A 15,086-nucleotide genomic window follows, 5' to 3' on the forward strand; every position below is an offset into this window, starting at 1 on the left:
GATCAGCGGCCCCCAGCCGATCGGATCGTCCCCGCTGCCGAGTGTGCCTCTTTCGGACGGTCAGATCCAGCCCCGCCGGGCGGCGTGGAAGCCGAGCTGGAGGCGGGTGTCGGCGGAAACCAGGTCCATCAGCGCGCGGACCCGGCGCTGGACCGTGCGCATGGACAGGTTGAGTTGATTGGCCACCGCCTGGTCGGTGAGGCCGGCCAGGAGCAGGCCGAAGATCTTGGCGTCGAGTTCCGGGAGACCGTCCGACGAGCCCTCGACCATGCCGTTCGTGCCCAGCACCAGAGGGAGCCCGTCGCGCCACACCCTCTCGAAGAGGGCGAGCAACGCGTCGAGCATGCCGCTGCTGTGCACGATCAGCGCTCCGATGGCGCCGCCCGGTCCGGACAGCAACGGGACGAGTGCGATGCGACGATCCACGATCAGCAACCGAAGGGGCAGTTCCTGGACGACGCGAACCTCTTCACCGGCGTTCAGCGAGTCGGACGCGGCGGCGAAGAACCCCGGCCGGTCGAACGCGCTCCGCTCGATCATCACGCGGTAGCGGACCCCACGGGTGACGGCGGCGTCCTCCTCCTTGTTGTCCTCGGGCGGCACCACGGCGATGTCCGCCTTCACGAACCCGAGGACTTCTTCCCGCGCGGACATCTGCAGCTGGGCGAACCGCTGGCCGACCGCGTTGGCGCCACGGACGACGTCCACGACGTCGCTGATCGACCGCTCGGTGTCCGTGCCCCGATAGACCTCGGCCAGCGACTCGATCTCGCGTTGCGCTCGGCGCAACTCCTCCTCGCGCTGGACTGCGAGCGCCGCGAGGGCAACCGAGGGCGGCGAGGCGACGTACCGATCCGTGCCGCTGCTCGACCGCGCGGCCAGGCCGAGCGTCTCCAACGAGGACAGCGCCCGCGCCGCCTCGACCGGGTGGCAGGTGAGCCGGCTCGCCAGCTCGACGGCGTCGTACGACGGGACCTCGACGAGGGCCCGATAGGCGAGTTCTTCGGAGTCATCCAGTCCGAGCACGTCGAGCACGATGCCTCCCAGCAGACGGCGATGTGGCGGCTGGACCCTGGCGGGTACCTGAATTGTCGCAATCTTGCCAGCACAGCCACCTCCTTCGCTGGCGGTTTTGCGATGGACTGACCGGCGACAATCCGTCCCGAAGGGTGTCCTCCCCATGTTTTTCCGCTTCCTGGCGCGCAAAACCCCGGCCGGTCGCTTTCTGACCGGTGCCGCGGCCATTGCGTTGCTCGCGGCCGGCGCCGTACCCGCCGCCGCCACTGCCACTGTCACCCCGCCCACTCCGTCCGCTCCGACTGCCCGGCCGACCCTGCCGGTGCAGGTCGACGCCGCGAAGGTCGTCACCCTGATCACGGGGGACAAGGTGCAGTTGTCCCCGGCCGGCTCCGGCCGCAGCAACGTCCGGTTCGTCCCCGCCGATGCCTCTGACGCCGGCTACGAGACCCGCAGGGTCGGCAAGGACCTGTACGTCGTACCCGACAGCGCCGCGCGACTGGTGAACAGCGGCAAGGTCGACCAGGCGCTGTTCAACGTGAGCGGCCTGATCCGGCAGGGGTACGACGACGCCTCTACCAACCAGATCCCGGTCATCGCGACGTACAAGCCGACGGCGCGAGCCGCTCAGCAGGCGGTCCCGGCCGGGTCCACCCGTACGCGCACCCTGTCGTCGGTCAGCGCCGCCGCGCTGCGGACCGACAAGACCCAGGCTCACGACACCTGGCAGTCCCTCTCGACGGGTCGGGACGTCCAGAAGCTCTGGCTCGACGCGAAGGTCACCAAGACCCTTGACCAGAGCGTCCCGTACGTCGGCGCCCCGCAGGCCTGGGCGGCCGGGTACGACGGAACCGGCACCACGGTGGCCGTGCTCGACTCCGGCGTCGACGCGGAGCACCCGGACCTGATCGGCGCGGTCAAGGCGCAGCAGAACTTCACCGACAGCCCGGACGTCGCCGACCACGACGGTCACGGCACCCACACGTCGTCGACCGTGGCCGGTCGCGGCGTGGCATCCAACGGCAAGAACAAGGGCGTTGCCCCGGGCACGCAACTCCTCGCGGGTAAGGTCCTGAACGACTTCGGCAGCGGCGAGCTGTCCTGGATCATCGCCGGGATGGAGTGGGCCGTTGCCGAGGGCGCCGATGTGATCAGCATGAGCATCGGTACGTCCGAGCCGGTCGACTGCACCGATCCGATGGCGGCCGCGGTCGACCGGATCAGCGCAGAGTCCGGCGTACTGTTCGTCGTTGCTGCCGGCAACCTCGGCGGTCCGTCCGAAGCCATCAGCAGCCCGGGATGTGCCGCGTCGGCGATGACGGTCGCGGCGACCGACCTGACCCAGACCACCGCCGACTTCTCCAGCCGTGGACCGGTGCTGGGCAACCACGCGGTCAAGCCCGACATCGCGGGACCCGGCGTGGACATCACCGCGGCCCGCGCCGGTGGGCGCGGCGACCAGGCGTACGTCGACATGAGCGGTACGTCGATGGCGACGCCGCACGTGGCCGGTGCCGCGGCGATCCTGAAGCAGCAGCACCCGGACTGGAACGGTCAGCAACTGAAGGCTGCTCTGCAGAACTCGGTGCGCTCGGAGAGCAAGGTCGGGATCTACGAGCAGGGCGCGGGTGAGCTCGATGTCGCCCAGGCGGTCACGTCGACTGTGGCCGGGCCGAGCACGGTCGACCTCGGGACCTTCGCCTGGCCGCACACCGCAGCTCAGAAGACCACCAAACAGTTCACGTACCGCAACAGTGGGACGTTACCGGTGACCCTGATGTTCGCGACCGATGCGCGCGGCAACAACGGGAAGCCGTTGCCGGATACCCTGATCCACTTCGATGCCACGTCGCTGACCGTGCCCGCCGGTGGCACCGCCGACCTCCCGGTCACCGTCGACCCGGCGGCCGCGTTGGACTACGGGCTGTACGGCGCGATCAGCGTCCGCGTGGTTGCTACCGGCAACGATGGTCGGACGGTGGTGACGCCGTTCGGGTTCTACCTCGAGCCGCAGTACGTCGACGTCACCTTCAAGCTGATCGACCGCGACGGGAAGCCGGCCTCGTCGATCAGCTCGCTGGACGTCTTCGACCTGGACAGCATCGCGGCCCAGCGGGTCGGGTTCGACGGTGCGGACCGCACGCTCCACCTGCGGGCCGGCACGTACTCTCTGGCGGCAACGATCGCCCACGACGGCGCGGACGGACTCGTCGACTCCTACGCGTTCCTCGGCGACCCCGAGATCACGCTGACCAAGAACACCACGATCACCTACGACGTACGGACCGCGGCCGAGGCCAAGGTGACGACGCAGCGTCCGAGCGAGCGCCGCGGCGGCAGCCTGACGTACGGGCGGGTGATCGACAACTGGATCCTCGCGTCGAGCCGCAGCTTCGGCCCGCGGGTCTCGGCGATCTACCTCGGTACGACGCCGAAGGCGCGCCGGGGCACGTTCGAGGTGATCGAGGGGTGGCAGTACGGATCACCGGCCGGCGCCAAGTCGCCGTACCTCTACAGCCTCGCGTTCACGCACGAGCAGCAGGTCAACGGGACGCCGGAGCATCGGGTCCGCGATCGCGATCTGGCAACGATCGACGCGACGTACTACACGCCGGGGAAGCCGTACAGCTACTCCGAGTACACCGACGTGTGGCGGCCGTGGAGCATCAACCTGATCCCGACCGGGACCCGGGGGACAGTGGCGGCGCCGACTCAGGTGCAGCATCTGGTCACCGCCGACCCGGACACCAAGGTGACGCAGATGGTCGGGCACGCGGATGCGATGGCGTGGCCGTTCGCGACGCTGATGACGTCGACGGCGACGGCGTACAAGCCTGGGAGCAGGCACAGCGAGAGCTGGTACAAGGCCGGGCTGCGACCGAGCATGGTGACCGACCAGACGACCGGGCAGAAGTATGCGCCCGCGGCGCGCGACGGGAACACGATCTGGAGCAACTTCCCGAGCTGGGCGGACACGCAGCCGGGTCACTTCTCGCATCAGGGCTTCCTGGATCTGGGCGGGACCGAACTGCTGGCGGACGGGGTGTCGCTGGGGCAGTACGGGTTCTACGGCCAGGGCATCTGGGACGTGCCGGCCGCGGCCACGAACCTCGAGCTCGTGTACGACCTGAACCGGTGGCAGCGGGGCGACTACAAGTGGGAGTCGCCGTCGACCGTCCAGACCCGGTGGAAGTGGAAGAGCTCGTCGGCTGACGCCGGCAAGCCGTTGCCGCTGCTGTTCCCGGACTACGACATGGCGGTCGACCTGAACGACCGGGCTCCGAAGCTGCCGGTCTTCCCGATCACGATCACGGCGGAGTCCGGGCACTGGTACAAGGCCGGCCGATTCACCTCGGCCCGGGTGTCGGCGTCGTACGACGATGGTGCGACCTGGGTCCAGGTCCCGGTGCTCAACCTCGGGAGCAAAGCGGTGGCCCTGGTCAACAACCTGAAGGCGACCGACTTCGTCACACTCAAGGTCGAGCTGACCGACTCCAACGGCAAGTCGGTCACGCAGACGCTGAACCATTTCTACGGAATCCACTAGAAAACTCGAACGCCCCGGCCGTTGCATCGGCCGGGGCGTTCGTCTGGTGTGTGGCATCGGACCGGGAAGCGCCTCACGGCGCGTGGCCGCTCGCAGCGGCTTATTTTGGGACCCGGGGCTTGCACCGGCCCGACACCTCGAACAGTGTAACGGGTCCCAAAACCCCTTGTCCCGTTGACATCTCGGGCTTCAAGACGCCATATCACCCGAACCTCAACTGTGCAACCACACCCTCGGCACGGCGCGTTGCGCTGGGTTGCGCGGCGTACCGTTACCAGAGTTGGCCGGCGCGTTCGGCGCGGGCCGCTGTCTGCAGCTGGTCCGCGGTCTCGACGAGCTTCGAGGCCGACAGCACCCGATCGTGCCCGTCGTCGGCAAGATGCGCCCGCCCGGTCGCGACGATCCGCGCGAACGCCGCCGCCCGGTCCAGCGTGGTCGCGAAATCACCGATCGCGACACCCCGCAGTACTGCGTCCACCATCTCCCGCACCTCGGTCGGCCCCGGCGGCTCGGCGACACCCGCGACCACCGCGTGCACCTCGGCGTACTTCCGCCCGGCGGCGAACTCGTACGACACCTCTTCAGCGTTGGAGTGCACCCACGACCGCAGCAGGTACAACCTCCAGAGCGCACCCGGCAACGAGTCCGACGGTGCATCCGACCACAGCTCAGCCAGCTCATCCAGCCCGTAGTCGTCCGCCAGTTTCACGACGCGAGCATGCACCTCGGCATCCTCCGAGTCCCGCACCCCCCGCACCAGCAACTCAGCCGTCCGATGCGCCACCTCGGTCACCGTCGCCGGATCAGCAGCCCCCGGCAACGACTCGAACAACTTGTTCCCCGGCATGATCGGCCGGCGCGGATTAGGACTACTCACACGCCCCATCGTGCCCGACCCCGCCCACCCCCGCACACCCACCCGGCCGGTCGTCGGCCACCCTGACCGCTCGGGCTGAGTGCTGGAGCGTGCGGTCGGCCGTGTTGGCGGCTCGGGAGTTCGGGGTGGAGGTCTGAGGGGTCGCTACAGTCGGGGGTATGGCGGGTGCTAAGGGTGGGCAGGGGAAGCTGGCCAAGAATCTGGTCAAGTACGGCGTGCGGTACGGGCCGTTGGCGGTTGAGGCGTTCAGGCATGGGCGGGAACCGGCTCAGCAGGCGATGCAGGCGGCGTTGGCGAAGCGGGCTGCGCGGAAGAAGGCGATCGAGCACGCGCTGACTGTGCGCGACGGGTCCCTGCTCAAGATCCTCCGTGAAGGGCAGGCGATCTTCTTCGTGTTCTCCGGCGACGCGATCGTCACGACGTACCCGTCCGTCCCCCAGAACACCTATCCAGAACTCCTCCGCCACGCCGACCTGGACAAGCGCGAAGCCGCGGTAGTCCTCGCCGCCCGCAAACCCAAATTCACCCCCCACCTCCCACACCTCCGCCGCCGCTAGCCCCACCCCACCCCCGCCCCCGCTCACCGTCCAGCCGGGAGCCCCTGCACGGGATCTCGGGACCTTGGACATGGCAGGACCTGTCCGCGGTCACCGGATGGTGTTCGAGGCGAGGCTCACCCGCACCCCAGCACCCAACCTCTGCCACCCCGTCCCGCAGTGCGCCCCCTGCACAGAATCTGGAGACCTTGGACATGGCAGGACCTGTCCCCGGCCGCCAAATGGTGTTCGAGGCGAGGCTCACCCGCACCCCAGCACCCAACCTCTGCCACCCCGTCGCGCGGGGAGCCCGTGCACGGGCTCTGGGGACCTGGGACATGGCAGGACCTGTCCGCGGTCACCGGATGGTGTTCGAGGCAGGTTCACCCGCACCCCAGCACCCAACCTCTGCCACCCCGTCCCGCAGCGTGCCCGTGCACGGGATCTGGGGACCTTGGACATGGCAGGACCTGTCCGCGGTCACCAGATGGTGCCGGCGGGGGGACGTGAGGGCCCGGACGTCTGCGGTGGGGCGCGGTGGGCGGCGTGGTGGGGACGCGAGGGGCGCGGGGGAAGGTTGATGTGGGTGTAACACGGGGGACGCGGTGGGGCAACAGAGGGGGTGGAGGGTGGGACGTCTACGAGGGAGGCGTCTGCATGCTTTGGAAGATCAGGACCGAACTTGCCGATCGTCCGGGGGCGTTGGCTGAGCTTGCGGCGCGGTGTGGGGCGGATGAGATCAACATCCTGAGTCTCGAGGTGTTCACGGCCGAGGGTGGTGCCGTGGACGAGTTGGTGGTTTCTACCGGTGTCGGCTGGACGGCGGATGCTTTGACCGCACTCGCGGCTGAGGCGGGTTGCCAACGTACGACGGTCCGCCCGTGCCAAGCCGACGTACTGAGTGATGGCCCGACCCGCTACCTGCGCGCCGTACTGCGGTTGATCGATGACCCAGTGTCGGTGGATGACGAGCTGGGCAATCTGCAGGGGTTCGACGAGTACACGCCGGCCGAATGGGCCCGCGCCGACGCCCTGGTCGAGATCGCCGGACGGCTGGCCGAGCGGCTGCAGGAGACCGAGGGCCCGCGACCAGGCAGTGGCGAACCCGAGCTGCGTACGGCGACCGTCGACGACGCTGAGGCGGTCGTCGCGATGCATGAGCGGTGCTCGTTCGAGAGCCGCACCCGGCGCTACCACGTACCGATGCCGAAGCTGACCGCGCGTACCGCGCGCCACCTGTCCGCACCGGCCGGCGGCGTCTCGATCGTGGCGACCGTGGGCGAGGCCGTCATCGGGATGGCGACCGCCGCGCCCTGGGAGGAGCTCGGGCGTACGACGATGGAGGTCGCCGTACTGGTCGAGGACGGCTGGCAGGGCCGTGGTCTCGGCGGGCAACTGCTCCGGCTCGTGATCGGTGCAGCGCGCGACCGAGGGGCCGACCGGGCCGTCTGTGTGGTGCAACCGGAGAACGTCGCGATGCTTCGCACGATCGAAGGTCTGCGGATGCGGACCAGAGTGGTCCAGGACAGTGACAATCTGATGGTGACCGTCGCGCTGTCCGACCAGAGCCTGTCGCATGCGGTGGATCGGCCGCCGGTGCAATATCGTCGGAGTCGTGCCACCCCTTCCCTCCGGTCGCAACCCGCATGGGCTGCTGGTCAACATGCCCGCGAGCACGCGCTCGCCGCTCTTTCAGCTGTTCAGCCGAATCCTCGTCGCGCTGGGTCTGCTGACGGTGATGGTGCTGATCGTGGTGTTCGACCGTGACGGCTACAGGGACAACTACGACGGCGACGTCGGCCTGATCGACGCGATCTACTACGCGACGGTCACCCTCACCACCACCGGGTACGGCGACATCACGCCGGTGACCCCGACTGCGCGGCTCGTGAACGCGTTCATCGTCACGCCGCTGCGAATCGCGTTCCTGGTGGTGCTGGTCGGCACGACACTGGAAGTCCTGGCCAACGAGGGTCGCCGCGTCATGCGCGACACCCGATGGAGGAAGCGCATGAAGGATCACACCGTCGTCGTCGGCTACGGCACCAAGGGCCGGTCCGCCGTCCAGACGCTGATCAGCAACGGGGTGAAGCGCGACAGCATCGTGGTGATCGACCCGCGGGCACAGGCGATCGGCGACGCCGGTAACGACCAGATGGCCGCGTTCCACGGCGATGCGACGAACCGGAACGTCCTGCGCCGGGCCGAGGTGATGTCGGCACGCGAGGTGATCGTGACGACCGACCGTGACGATGCGGCGGTCCTGGTCACGCTGGCCGTCCGGCAGCTGAACGCGACCGCGCACATCGTGGTCGCGGTCCGCGAGGAGGACAACGTTCCGCTGCTGCGGCAGAGCGGCGCCGACGCGGTCGTCACCTCGTCCGAGGCGGTCGGCCGGCTGCTCGGCCTGTCCGCCGTCAGCCCGAACCTGGGCGAGGTGATGGAGGACCTGCTCACGTACGGCGAGGGCCTCGAGGTCGCCGAACGCCCGGTGCTCGGCCGTGAGGTCGGCAAGCCGCCGTCCGCGGTGCCGGACCGGGTGGTCTCGGTCGTCCGCGACGGCAAGGTGCACCGGTACTACGACTCCAACGTTTCGGTGCTGGCCGCCGGCGACAAGCTGATCGTCGTCCGCCCGGCCAAGGAGACGCCGTGGGCGGAGCGCCCCGGCGCCGACGAAGAGGACGAGTAACCTCTTCCGCTCCTGGCCGCTGAGTGGTTGTCTCTGATCAGGCGGAGTTCAAGTCCGGCTGAGGGGTGAGGCCTGATGTGGAACAGACAACTTGCCGGCGTCGCGATCGCGGCGATGGCGTGTGCGGGGCTGACCGGGGCACAGAGCCAGGCGGCTGCGTCGGGTAACGAGTGGATCGGCCCGTGCGTTTCTGAGGACAGCGTTGTGCAGGCGCGGGGCGGACCCCGCGAGCCTGATCTCGGACAGGTCGCACAGGACCTGCCGGCCGCGGCGAAGGGCAAGGCGAAGCCGGGGTTCAAGGCAACCGTGCCGGTTTACTTCCATGTGGTGACGGACGGTACGGTCGGCTCGCTCACGATGCCGCAGATCCTGACCCAGATCGACGTACTGAACAACACCTACGCGGGCGGTGAGGGCGGGGACCGCACCGGGTTCAGCTTCAAGCTGGCCGGGGTGACGCGCACCGACAACGCGGCCTGGTTCTACGCGAACCCGGGTGGCACCGGCGAGCACAGCATGAAGCAGGCGCTGCACACCGGTGGGCCGGGTGACCTGAACCTGTACTCGACGACGGCCGGCGACTACCTCGGCTGGGCCTACCTGCCGGACATCGTGACCAAGCCCGGCCAGGCATACCTCGATGGCGTGGTCATCGACTGGGAGTCGTTCCTCGGTACGTCGACCACGTACGCGGGCCGCTACGACCAGGGCGAGACGTCGACGCACGAGGTCGGCCACTGGCTGAACCTCGAGCACACGTTCTTCGGCGGCTGCAACGCGAAGGGCGACTTCGTCGACGACACTCCGAAGGAGAAGACACCGACGTCCGGATGCCCGGCAGGCAAGGACACTTGCACGGCCCCCGGCCTGGACCCGATCCACAACTACATGGACTACTCGTTCGACTCCTGCTACACGGAGTTCACCCCCGGCCAGTCCCAGCGCATGGCGGACGCCTGGCTGCTGTACCGCACCTGATCGCCGTACTCACCGGACCGTGACCCCGCTGACGGGTCACGGTCCGATTGCGTGTGGTGGTCGTTGCCAGCCCGAGGTTGACCGCGAGGCGCCGACGTCCTAAGGTCTCGCTTGTAAACGATTACAAGAACGATTACAGGAGGTCGGCGTGAGTCGTCCGACGATCGCGGGGGTGGCTCGGGCCGCCGGGGTCTCGGTGGCGTCGGTGTCCCGCGTGCTGAACGGGCTGCCCGCGACCGAGGAGATGGTCGAGCGGGTGCAGCGGGCGGTGCAGGAGCTCGGGTACGTGCCGGACGCCCGGGCACGATCGCTCAAGGTCGGGCGCACGTTCCAGCTGACGCTGGCGGTCGCCGATGTCGGTAACCCGGTCTACGTGACGATGATGCGAGCGGTCGAAGAGGTCGTGTCCGCGGCCGGCTATCGGCTGGTGGTGACCACGACCGGGCCGGATGTGGTCGACGAGGTCGCGCTGGTCCGGGGGATGGCCCGCGGGTACGCCGACGGCCTGGTGATCAGCCCGCTGCGCGTCGACGAGGACCTGATCAAGTCGATCCGCGAGTGCGAGGTGCCGGTGGTCGTCGCCGGTAACGTCCCCGCCAAGGCCGGCGTCGACACGATCCGCGCCAACTCGCCGAAGGGCATCCTGCTGGCGGTCGAGCACCTGACGTCCAAGGGACGCAAGCGGATCGCGTTCGTCAACGGCCCCGCGGACACGGTGCCCGGAACGGCCCGGGCGAAGGGCTTCGCCGACGCGATGAAGGAGTTCAAGCTGACGTCGGCAGGTGAGATCGGGGCCGCCGACTTCACCTTCGCCGCCGGACGCGAAGCGGGGAAGAAACTGTTCAAGAAGAGCGGCCCCGACGCGGTGGTCTGCGCCAACGACCTGCTCGCCGTCGGCGTCATGCACGAGCTCGCCGCCTACGGACTGGGCGTTCCGGACGACGTGGCGGTGATCGGGATGGACGACAGTGAGCTCGCCGAGCAGTGCTTCCCGCCGTTGACGAGCGTGAACCTCGGCTCAGCCGAACGTGGCCGGCGGGCCGCTGAGTTGCTATTGGCAAGGATCGAGGACAGCAGCCGGACGCCCCGGCGAATCGTCGTACAACCGTCTCTGAGCGTGCGGAAGTCGACCCCGTGACTGTGTTGAATGCCGCGCCTCCGGCGCGGGGGTCATGGGGCCTTGGCTCCCGGCCTTCCCTCGTCGCTCCGGTCGCTTCGCTCCCTGCGCTCCTCAGTCCACGCCGGGAGGCCCCATGACCGCGACCATGACGGCTCCGGCGCCGACTCCGGTGCGCAAGACCGGAAAGCCGAAGCAGAACCGGGAGGCGATCTTCCTGTTCCTGCCGGCGCTGCTGCCGGTGTTGCTGCTCAGCGTCTACCCGCTGATCCGCGGCATCGCACTCGGCTTCACCGACGCCCGCGCCGGGCTGAACGTCGACACGAACTTCATCGGCTTCGAGAACTTCTCCAAGCTCCTGCACAACGGCCTGTTCTGGGACTCGTTCCGGATCGGCATCATCTGGACCTTGTCGGTGACGATCCTGCAGTTCGTCGCCGCGCTCGGTCTGGCGCTGCTGCTGAACACGACCATCAGGTTCCGCGGCGTGGCCCGGACCCTGGCGCTGATCCCGTGGGCGATGCCGCCGGTGGTGGTCGCGATCATGTGGCGGCTGCTGCTGCACCCGACCAACGGCCCGGTCAACGAGATCCTGCAGAAGCTGCACCTGACCGACCACCCGATCAACTTCCTCGGCGACTTCAGTACGGCGCTGCCGGCCGTGATCGTGGTCGGAATCTGGGTCGGCATGCCGATGACCACGATCACCCTGCTGGCCGGCCTCCAGGGCATCGACCGGACGCTGTACGAGGCGGCCGCGGTCGACGGTGCGAGCGCGTGGAGCCAGTTCTGGAACATCACGCTGCCACAGCTGCGGACCGTGATCGTCGCGATCACCAGCCTGGACATGATCTGGAACTTCAACTCGTTCGGCCTGGTGTACGTGCTGACCGCCGGCGGTCCGGGCGGCAAGACCATGCTGCCGATGCTGTTCGCCTACAACGAGGCGTTCCGGTACGGGAACTTCGGGATGGCCGCGGCGATGGGTGACGTGATGGTGGTCATCATCATCGTGTTCCTCGCCTTCTACCTGCGGAGCCGGCTGAGGAGCGAGGCATGAGAACACGTCCGGCCGCCCGGTTCCTGCAGTACGTCGCTGTCGTCTGCTACCTGGTGTTCCTCGGATTCCCGCTGCTGTGGCTGATCTCGAGCTCGCTGAAGTCACCTCGCGAGTTCGCCAGCATCACGCCGAGCCTGCTGCCTGAGCACCTCGACTTCTCCAACTACAGCGACGCGATGAACGAGCAAGGTCTGATTCGGGGTCTCGGCAACAGCCTGCAGATCTCGATCGCCAGCACCGTCCTCGTGCTCATCGTGTCGCTGCCGGTGGCCTACGCGCTGGCCCGGTTCCGCACCCGGCTGCGGCCGGTGACGAACGGCTGGATCCTGGTCAGCCAGGTGTTCCCGGTGATCCTGATCGTGATCCCGCTGTTCATGATCCTGCGGCCGCTGCACCTGACCAACACGATCCCCGGTGTGGTGATCGTCTACATGGTCTGGTCGCTGCCGTTCGCGTTGTGGATGCTGCAGGGGTACGTCGCCGCCGTACCGCGCGAGCTCGAGGAAGCGGCCTCGGTCGACGGGGCGTCCAGGGTGCGGACGATCGTGTCGATCGTGATGCCGCTGTTGCGGCCCGGGTTGATCGCGACCGCGATGTTCACGTTCATCTCGGCGTGGAACGAGTTCTTCTTCGCTCTGGTCCTGCTGCAGGACCCGGAGCTCAAGACACTGCCGCTGGTCCTGGCGCGCTTCGTCGGCGCCGAAGGCCAGGTGCAGTTCGGTCCACTGGCAGCAGCGTCCGTCCTGGCCACCGTGCCGAGCCTGATCTTCTTCGCCTTCCTCCAACGCCGGCTGACTTCCGGTTTGTTGAGCGGCGCAGTCAAGGGTTAGAGATCCCCTGAGGAGAGACACATGAAGAGAGTAGTAACCGCTCTGCTGGCGGCGGGTGCACTGGTGGCGCTCGCGGCCTGTGGGAGCAACAGTGACAACAGCTCCGGTGATTCGGGGTCGAACGAGAAGGTGACGCTGAAGTTCCAGAGCCTCGCCTTCCAGAAGACGACGGTCGCCGCGACCAAGAAGATCGTCGCGGACTGGAACGCCGCGAACCCGAACATCCAGGTCGAGTACGTCCAGGGCAGCTGGGACTCGGTGCACGACCAGTTGGTCACCCAGTTCCAGGGCGGGACCGCGCCGGACATCATCCAGGACGAGTCCGCCGACATCACCGGCTTCGCGAACCAGGGGTTCCTGGCCGACCTGTCGCCGTACCTGAGCCAGGAGACCAAGGACGCCGTACCGCAGGGGGTCTGGGACACCGTCTCCAGCGACGGCAAGACGCTCGCCGCGCCGACGCTGCTCCAGTCGTACGTCGTGTTCGGCAACGCCGCGCTGCTCAAGCAGGCCGCGATCACCACGACCGGTGACTCGCTCAGCTGGGACGACCTGGCCGCCGACGCGAAGAAGCTGACGGCAGGCGGCAAGTACGGCCTGGGCTGGGGCCTGAAGAGCCCGACCGCGACCGTGCTGAACCTGGGCATGAACTTCGACGCGCAGTTCTTCGAGGGCTCCGGCCGGGACGCCAAGGCGAAGATCGGCGACCCCGAGCTCGAGGTGCCGAAGCGGATCAACGCGATGGCCTATACGGACAAGTCGATCGACCCGACCTCGCTGACCCAGAGCGGCTCCGACGTCCTGCCGGGCTTCTTCGCCGGCAAGTACGCGATGGTTGTCGCGGGCAACTACACCGCCCAGCAGATGGTCGAGCAGGCGCCGAAGGGCTTCCAGTGGGAGGTGCTGCCGCCGCTGAAGGGCACCAGCACCAAGCAGGCGGCGAACCCGCAGACGCTGTCGGTTCCGGCCGAGGGCAAGCACATCGAGCAGTCGGCGAAGTTCATCGACTACTTCATGAAGGCCGACAACCTGGCCGCGGTCGGTCAGGGTGACTGGCTGATCCCGACCACGCAGGCGGCCCGCGACGCGATCCTGAAGACGACCGGTGGCAAGGACGGCTGGCAGCAGACGCTGGCCAGTGGTGCCGAGCTGACCAAGGCGCCGTTCCAGAGCGTGGAGAACTACCCGAAGTGGAAGGACCAGATCGCGACGCCGGCGCTGCAGGAGTACCTGGCGAACAAGACCGATCTGGCGGCACTGGGCAAGAAGCTGAGCGACGGATGGGATCAGGCCAACCAGTGATCTCCTTGCTGGAACAGAAATCCACGGGTGCCCTCGTCGGCTCCGCGGTCGGTGACGCGATCGGTGGAGCCGTCGAGGGGTGGACCCCGGAGGCGATCCGGGAGCGGCACGGCGGCTGGGTGACCGGCATCGTCGGTCCGTGGTACGACGAATGGCGGACCGCCCGGCCGATCGCGCCGTACCACAAGGGCGACGGGCACATCACCGACGACACCTTGATGACGCACGCCTTGGTCGAGGTGTACGACGAACGCCGGACGCACCTGGACGCCTACGCGATCGCCGAGTCGCTGGTGCCGAAGATGCTGACCGGGACCCGTTGGGTGCCCGAGCTGGAGGCCGACGCGTTGCTGCTGCAGCGGGTGTTCCTGGCCGAGAAGTGGCTGGTCGCCCGGTTGCACTACGGGCATGTGGATCCACGTGAGGCCGGCGTCGGCAACATCGTCAACTGCGGTGCGGCGATGTACATGGCGCCGGTCGGAATCGCCAATGCCGGCGATCCCGAGGGTGCGTACGCGGAGGCGATCGATCTCGCGGGTGCGCACCAGTCGAGCTACGGGCGGGAGGCGGCCGGCGTGTTCGCCGCCGCCGTCGCCGCGGCGATGACCCCTGGCGCGACGGCCGCATCGGCTGTGGAAGCGGCGCTCGTGCTGGCCAAGGACGGTACTCGAGGGGCCGTCGAGGCGGTGGCAGCCGCCGCGGACGGCCTGACCGACTGGGGGCAGGCGATTCCCGTGCTGCGCAAGGCGATCGAGCCCTTCGACACGGTCGGTCCGGACTATCGCGACCAGTCGCTGGACGCCCGGCGGCCGAGCCGGACGAAGGCGATCGAGGAGCTGCCGGTCGCCCTCGGCTTCGTGCTCGTCTCCGAGGGAGATGTACGCCGGGCAGTCCTCGGCGGCACGAACTACGGCCGGGACGCGGACTCGATCGCGTCGATGGCCGGTGCGATCACGGGTGCCCTCAGCGGACTGAACGGCGTACCGGCGGACTGGGCTGCGGACATCGCCGCGGCGAGCAAGACCGACCTCGAGCAGCCGGGCCGGGTGATGGCCGCGGTGGCGGAGGACATCCGTGCGGCCGACGCCGAGCGGTGGGCCCGGCGGTCGGCCGCGATGGATGCCCTGGTCTGA

General features: G+C 68.4%; 12 protein-coding genes. 10 read left to right on the top strand and 2 right to left on the bottom strand.

Annotation, left to right across the window (positions count from 1 at the left end):
- Positions 1-60 precede the first annotated feature (60 nt).
- The gene (locus OG817_RS07905) at positions 61-1,035 is read right to left on the bottom strand and encodes a helix-turn-helix domain-containing protein (RefSeq protein WP_406053044.1); all 975 of its coding nucleotides are present in this window, start codon (positions 1,033-1,035) and stop codon (positions 61-63) included.
- 145 nt (positions 1,036-1,180) lie between these two features.
- Here OG817_RS07905 and OG817_RS07910 point away from each other — a divergent pair, with 145 nt between their 5' ends.
- On the top strand, positions 1,181-4,564 hold the full coding sequence (locus OG817_RS07910; protein ID WP_406053045.1) for a S8 family serine peptidase: 3,384 nt from the start codon (positions 1,181-1,183) through the stop codon (positions 4,562-4,564).
- A 271-nt stretch (positions 4,565-4,835) separates the two neighbouring features.
- Here OG817_RS07910 and OG817_RS07915 read toward each other — a convergent pair whose 3' ends face one another.
- The gene (locus tag OG817_RS07915) at positions 4,836-5,441 is read right to left on the bottom strand and encodes a hypothetical protein (RefSeq protein ID WP_406053046.1); all 606 of its coding nucleotides are present in this window, start codon (positions 5,439-5,441) and stop codon (positions 4,836-4,838) included.
- A 158-nt stretch (positions 5,442-5,599) separates the two neighbouring features.
- Between OG817_RS07915 and OG817_RS07920 the strand changes: the two genes are divergently transcribed.
- The 9 genes from OG817_RS07920 to OG817_RS07960 all read left to right on the top strand — a co-directional run bounded on the left by OG817_RS07920 (position 5,600) and on the right by OG817_RS07960 (position 15,086).
- Positions 5,600-5,998 carry a hypothetical protein gene (locus OG817_RS07920; RefSeq protein WP_396395785.1) on the top strand — a complete coding sequence of 133 codons (399 nt, stop codon included), beginning with the start codon at positions 5,600-5,602 and terminating at the stop codon, positions 5,996-5,998.
- Positions 5,999-6,634: 636 nt separating this feature from the next.
- The gene (locus OG817_RS07925; protein ID WP_406053047.1) at positions 6,635-7,744 is read left to right on the top strand and encodes a GNAT family N-acetyltransferase; all 1,110 of its coding nucleotides are present in this window, start codon (positions 6,635-6,637) and stop codon (positions 7,742-7,744) included.
- On the top strand, positions 7,641-8,666 hold the full coding sequence (locus OG817_RS07930; RefSeq protein WP_406053048.1) for a potassium channel family protein: 1,026 nt from the start codon (positions 7,641-7,643) through the stop codon (positions 8,664-8,666). The genes OG817_RS07925 and OG817_RS07930 overlap by 104 nt, the downstream gene beginning before the upstream one ends.
- Positions 8,667-8,741: 75 nt before the next feature.
- Entirely contained in the window at positions 8,742-9,644 is a 903-nt protein-coding gene (locus OG817_RS07935; RefSeq protein WP_406053049.1) for a zinc metalloprotease, read from the top strand.
- Positions 9,645-9,792: 148 nt separating this feature from the next.
- Entirely contained in the window at positions 9,793-10,782 is a 990-nt protein-coding gene (locus OG817_RS07940) for a LacI family DNA-binding transcriptional regulator (RefSeq protein ID WP_406053050.1), read from the top strand.
- Between the two features lie 115 nt (positions 10,783-10,897).
- On the top strand, positions 10,898-11,821 hold the full coding sequence (locus OG817_RS07945; protein WP_406053051.1) for a carbohydrate ABC transporter permease: 924 nt from the start codon (positions 10,898-10,900) through the stop codon (positions 11,819-11,821).
- A complete protein-coding gene (locus OG817_RS07950) occupies positions 11,818-12,651 on the top strand; it encodes a carbohydrate ABC transporter permease (protein ID WP_360450717.1) in 834 nt (277 codons plus the stop codon). The genes OG817_RS07945 and OG817_RS07950 overlap by 4 nt, the downstream gene beginning before the upstream one ends.
- 21 nt (positions 12,652-12,672) lie before the next feature.
- On the top strand, positions 12,673-13,953 hold the full coding sequence (locus OG817_RS07955; RefSeq protein ID WP_406053052.1) for an extracellular solute-binding protein: 1,281 nt from the start codon (positions 12,673-12,675) through the stop codon (positions 13,951-13,953).
- The gene (locus OG817_RS07960) at positions 13,932-15,086 is read left to right on the top strand and encodes an ADP-ribosylglycohydrolase family protein (protein ID WP_406053053.1); all 1,155 of its coding nucleotides are present in this window, start codon (positions 13,932-13,934) and stop codon (positions 15,084-15,086) included. Before OG817_RS07955 ends, OG817_RS07960 begins: the two co-directional genes overlap by 22 nt.

Origin of the sequence: Kribbella sp. NBC_00889 (genome assembly GCF_045207705.1) — a bacterium.
Classification (GTDB): Bacteria; Actinomycetota; Actinomycetes; order Propionibacteriales; family Kribbellaceae; genus Kribbella.

Excerpts from the sequence above, each read along its gene's own strand:
- OG817_RS07910 (WP_406053045.1), top strand. The coding sequence starts at position 1,181 with ATGTTTTTCCGCTTCCTGGCGCGCAAAACCCCGGCCGGTCGCTTTCTG.
- OG817_RS07920 (WP_396395785.1), top strand. The coding sequence starts at position 5,600 with ATGGCGGGTGCTAAGGGTGGGCAGGGGAAGCTGGCCAAGAATCTGGTC.
- OG817_RS07925 (WP_406053047.1), top strand. The coding sequence starts at position 6,635 with ATGCTTTGGAAGATCAGGACCGAACTTGCCGATCGTCCGGGGGCGTTG.
- OG817_RS07930 (WP_406053048.1), top strand. The coding sequence starts at position 7,641 with ATGCCCGCGAGCACGCGCTCGCCGCTCTTTCAGCTGTTCAGCCGAATC.
- OG817_RS07935 (WP_406053049.1), top strand. The coding sequence starts at position 8,742 with ATGTGGAACAGACAACTTGCCGGCGTCGCGATCGCGGCGATGGCGTGT.
- OG817_RS07945 (WP_406053051.1), top strand. The coding sequence starts at position 10,898 with ATGACCGCGACCATGACGGCTCCGGCGCCGACTCCGGTGCGCAAGACC.
- OG817_RS07950 (WP_360450717.1), top strand. The coding sequence starts at position 11,818 with ATGAGAACACGTCCGGCCGCCCGGTTCCTGCAGTACGTCGCTGTCGTC.
- OG817_RS07955 (WP_406053052.1), top strand. The coding sequence starts at position 12,673 with ATGAAGAGAGTAGTAACCGCTCTGCTGGCGGCGGGTGCACTGGTGGCG.
- OG817_RS07960 (WP_406053053.1), top strand. The coding sequence starts at position 13,932 with ATGGGATCAGGCCAACCAGTGATCTCCTTGCTGGAACAGAAATCCACG.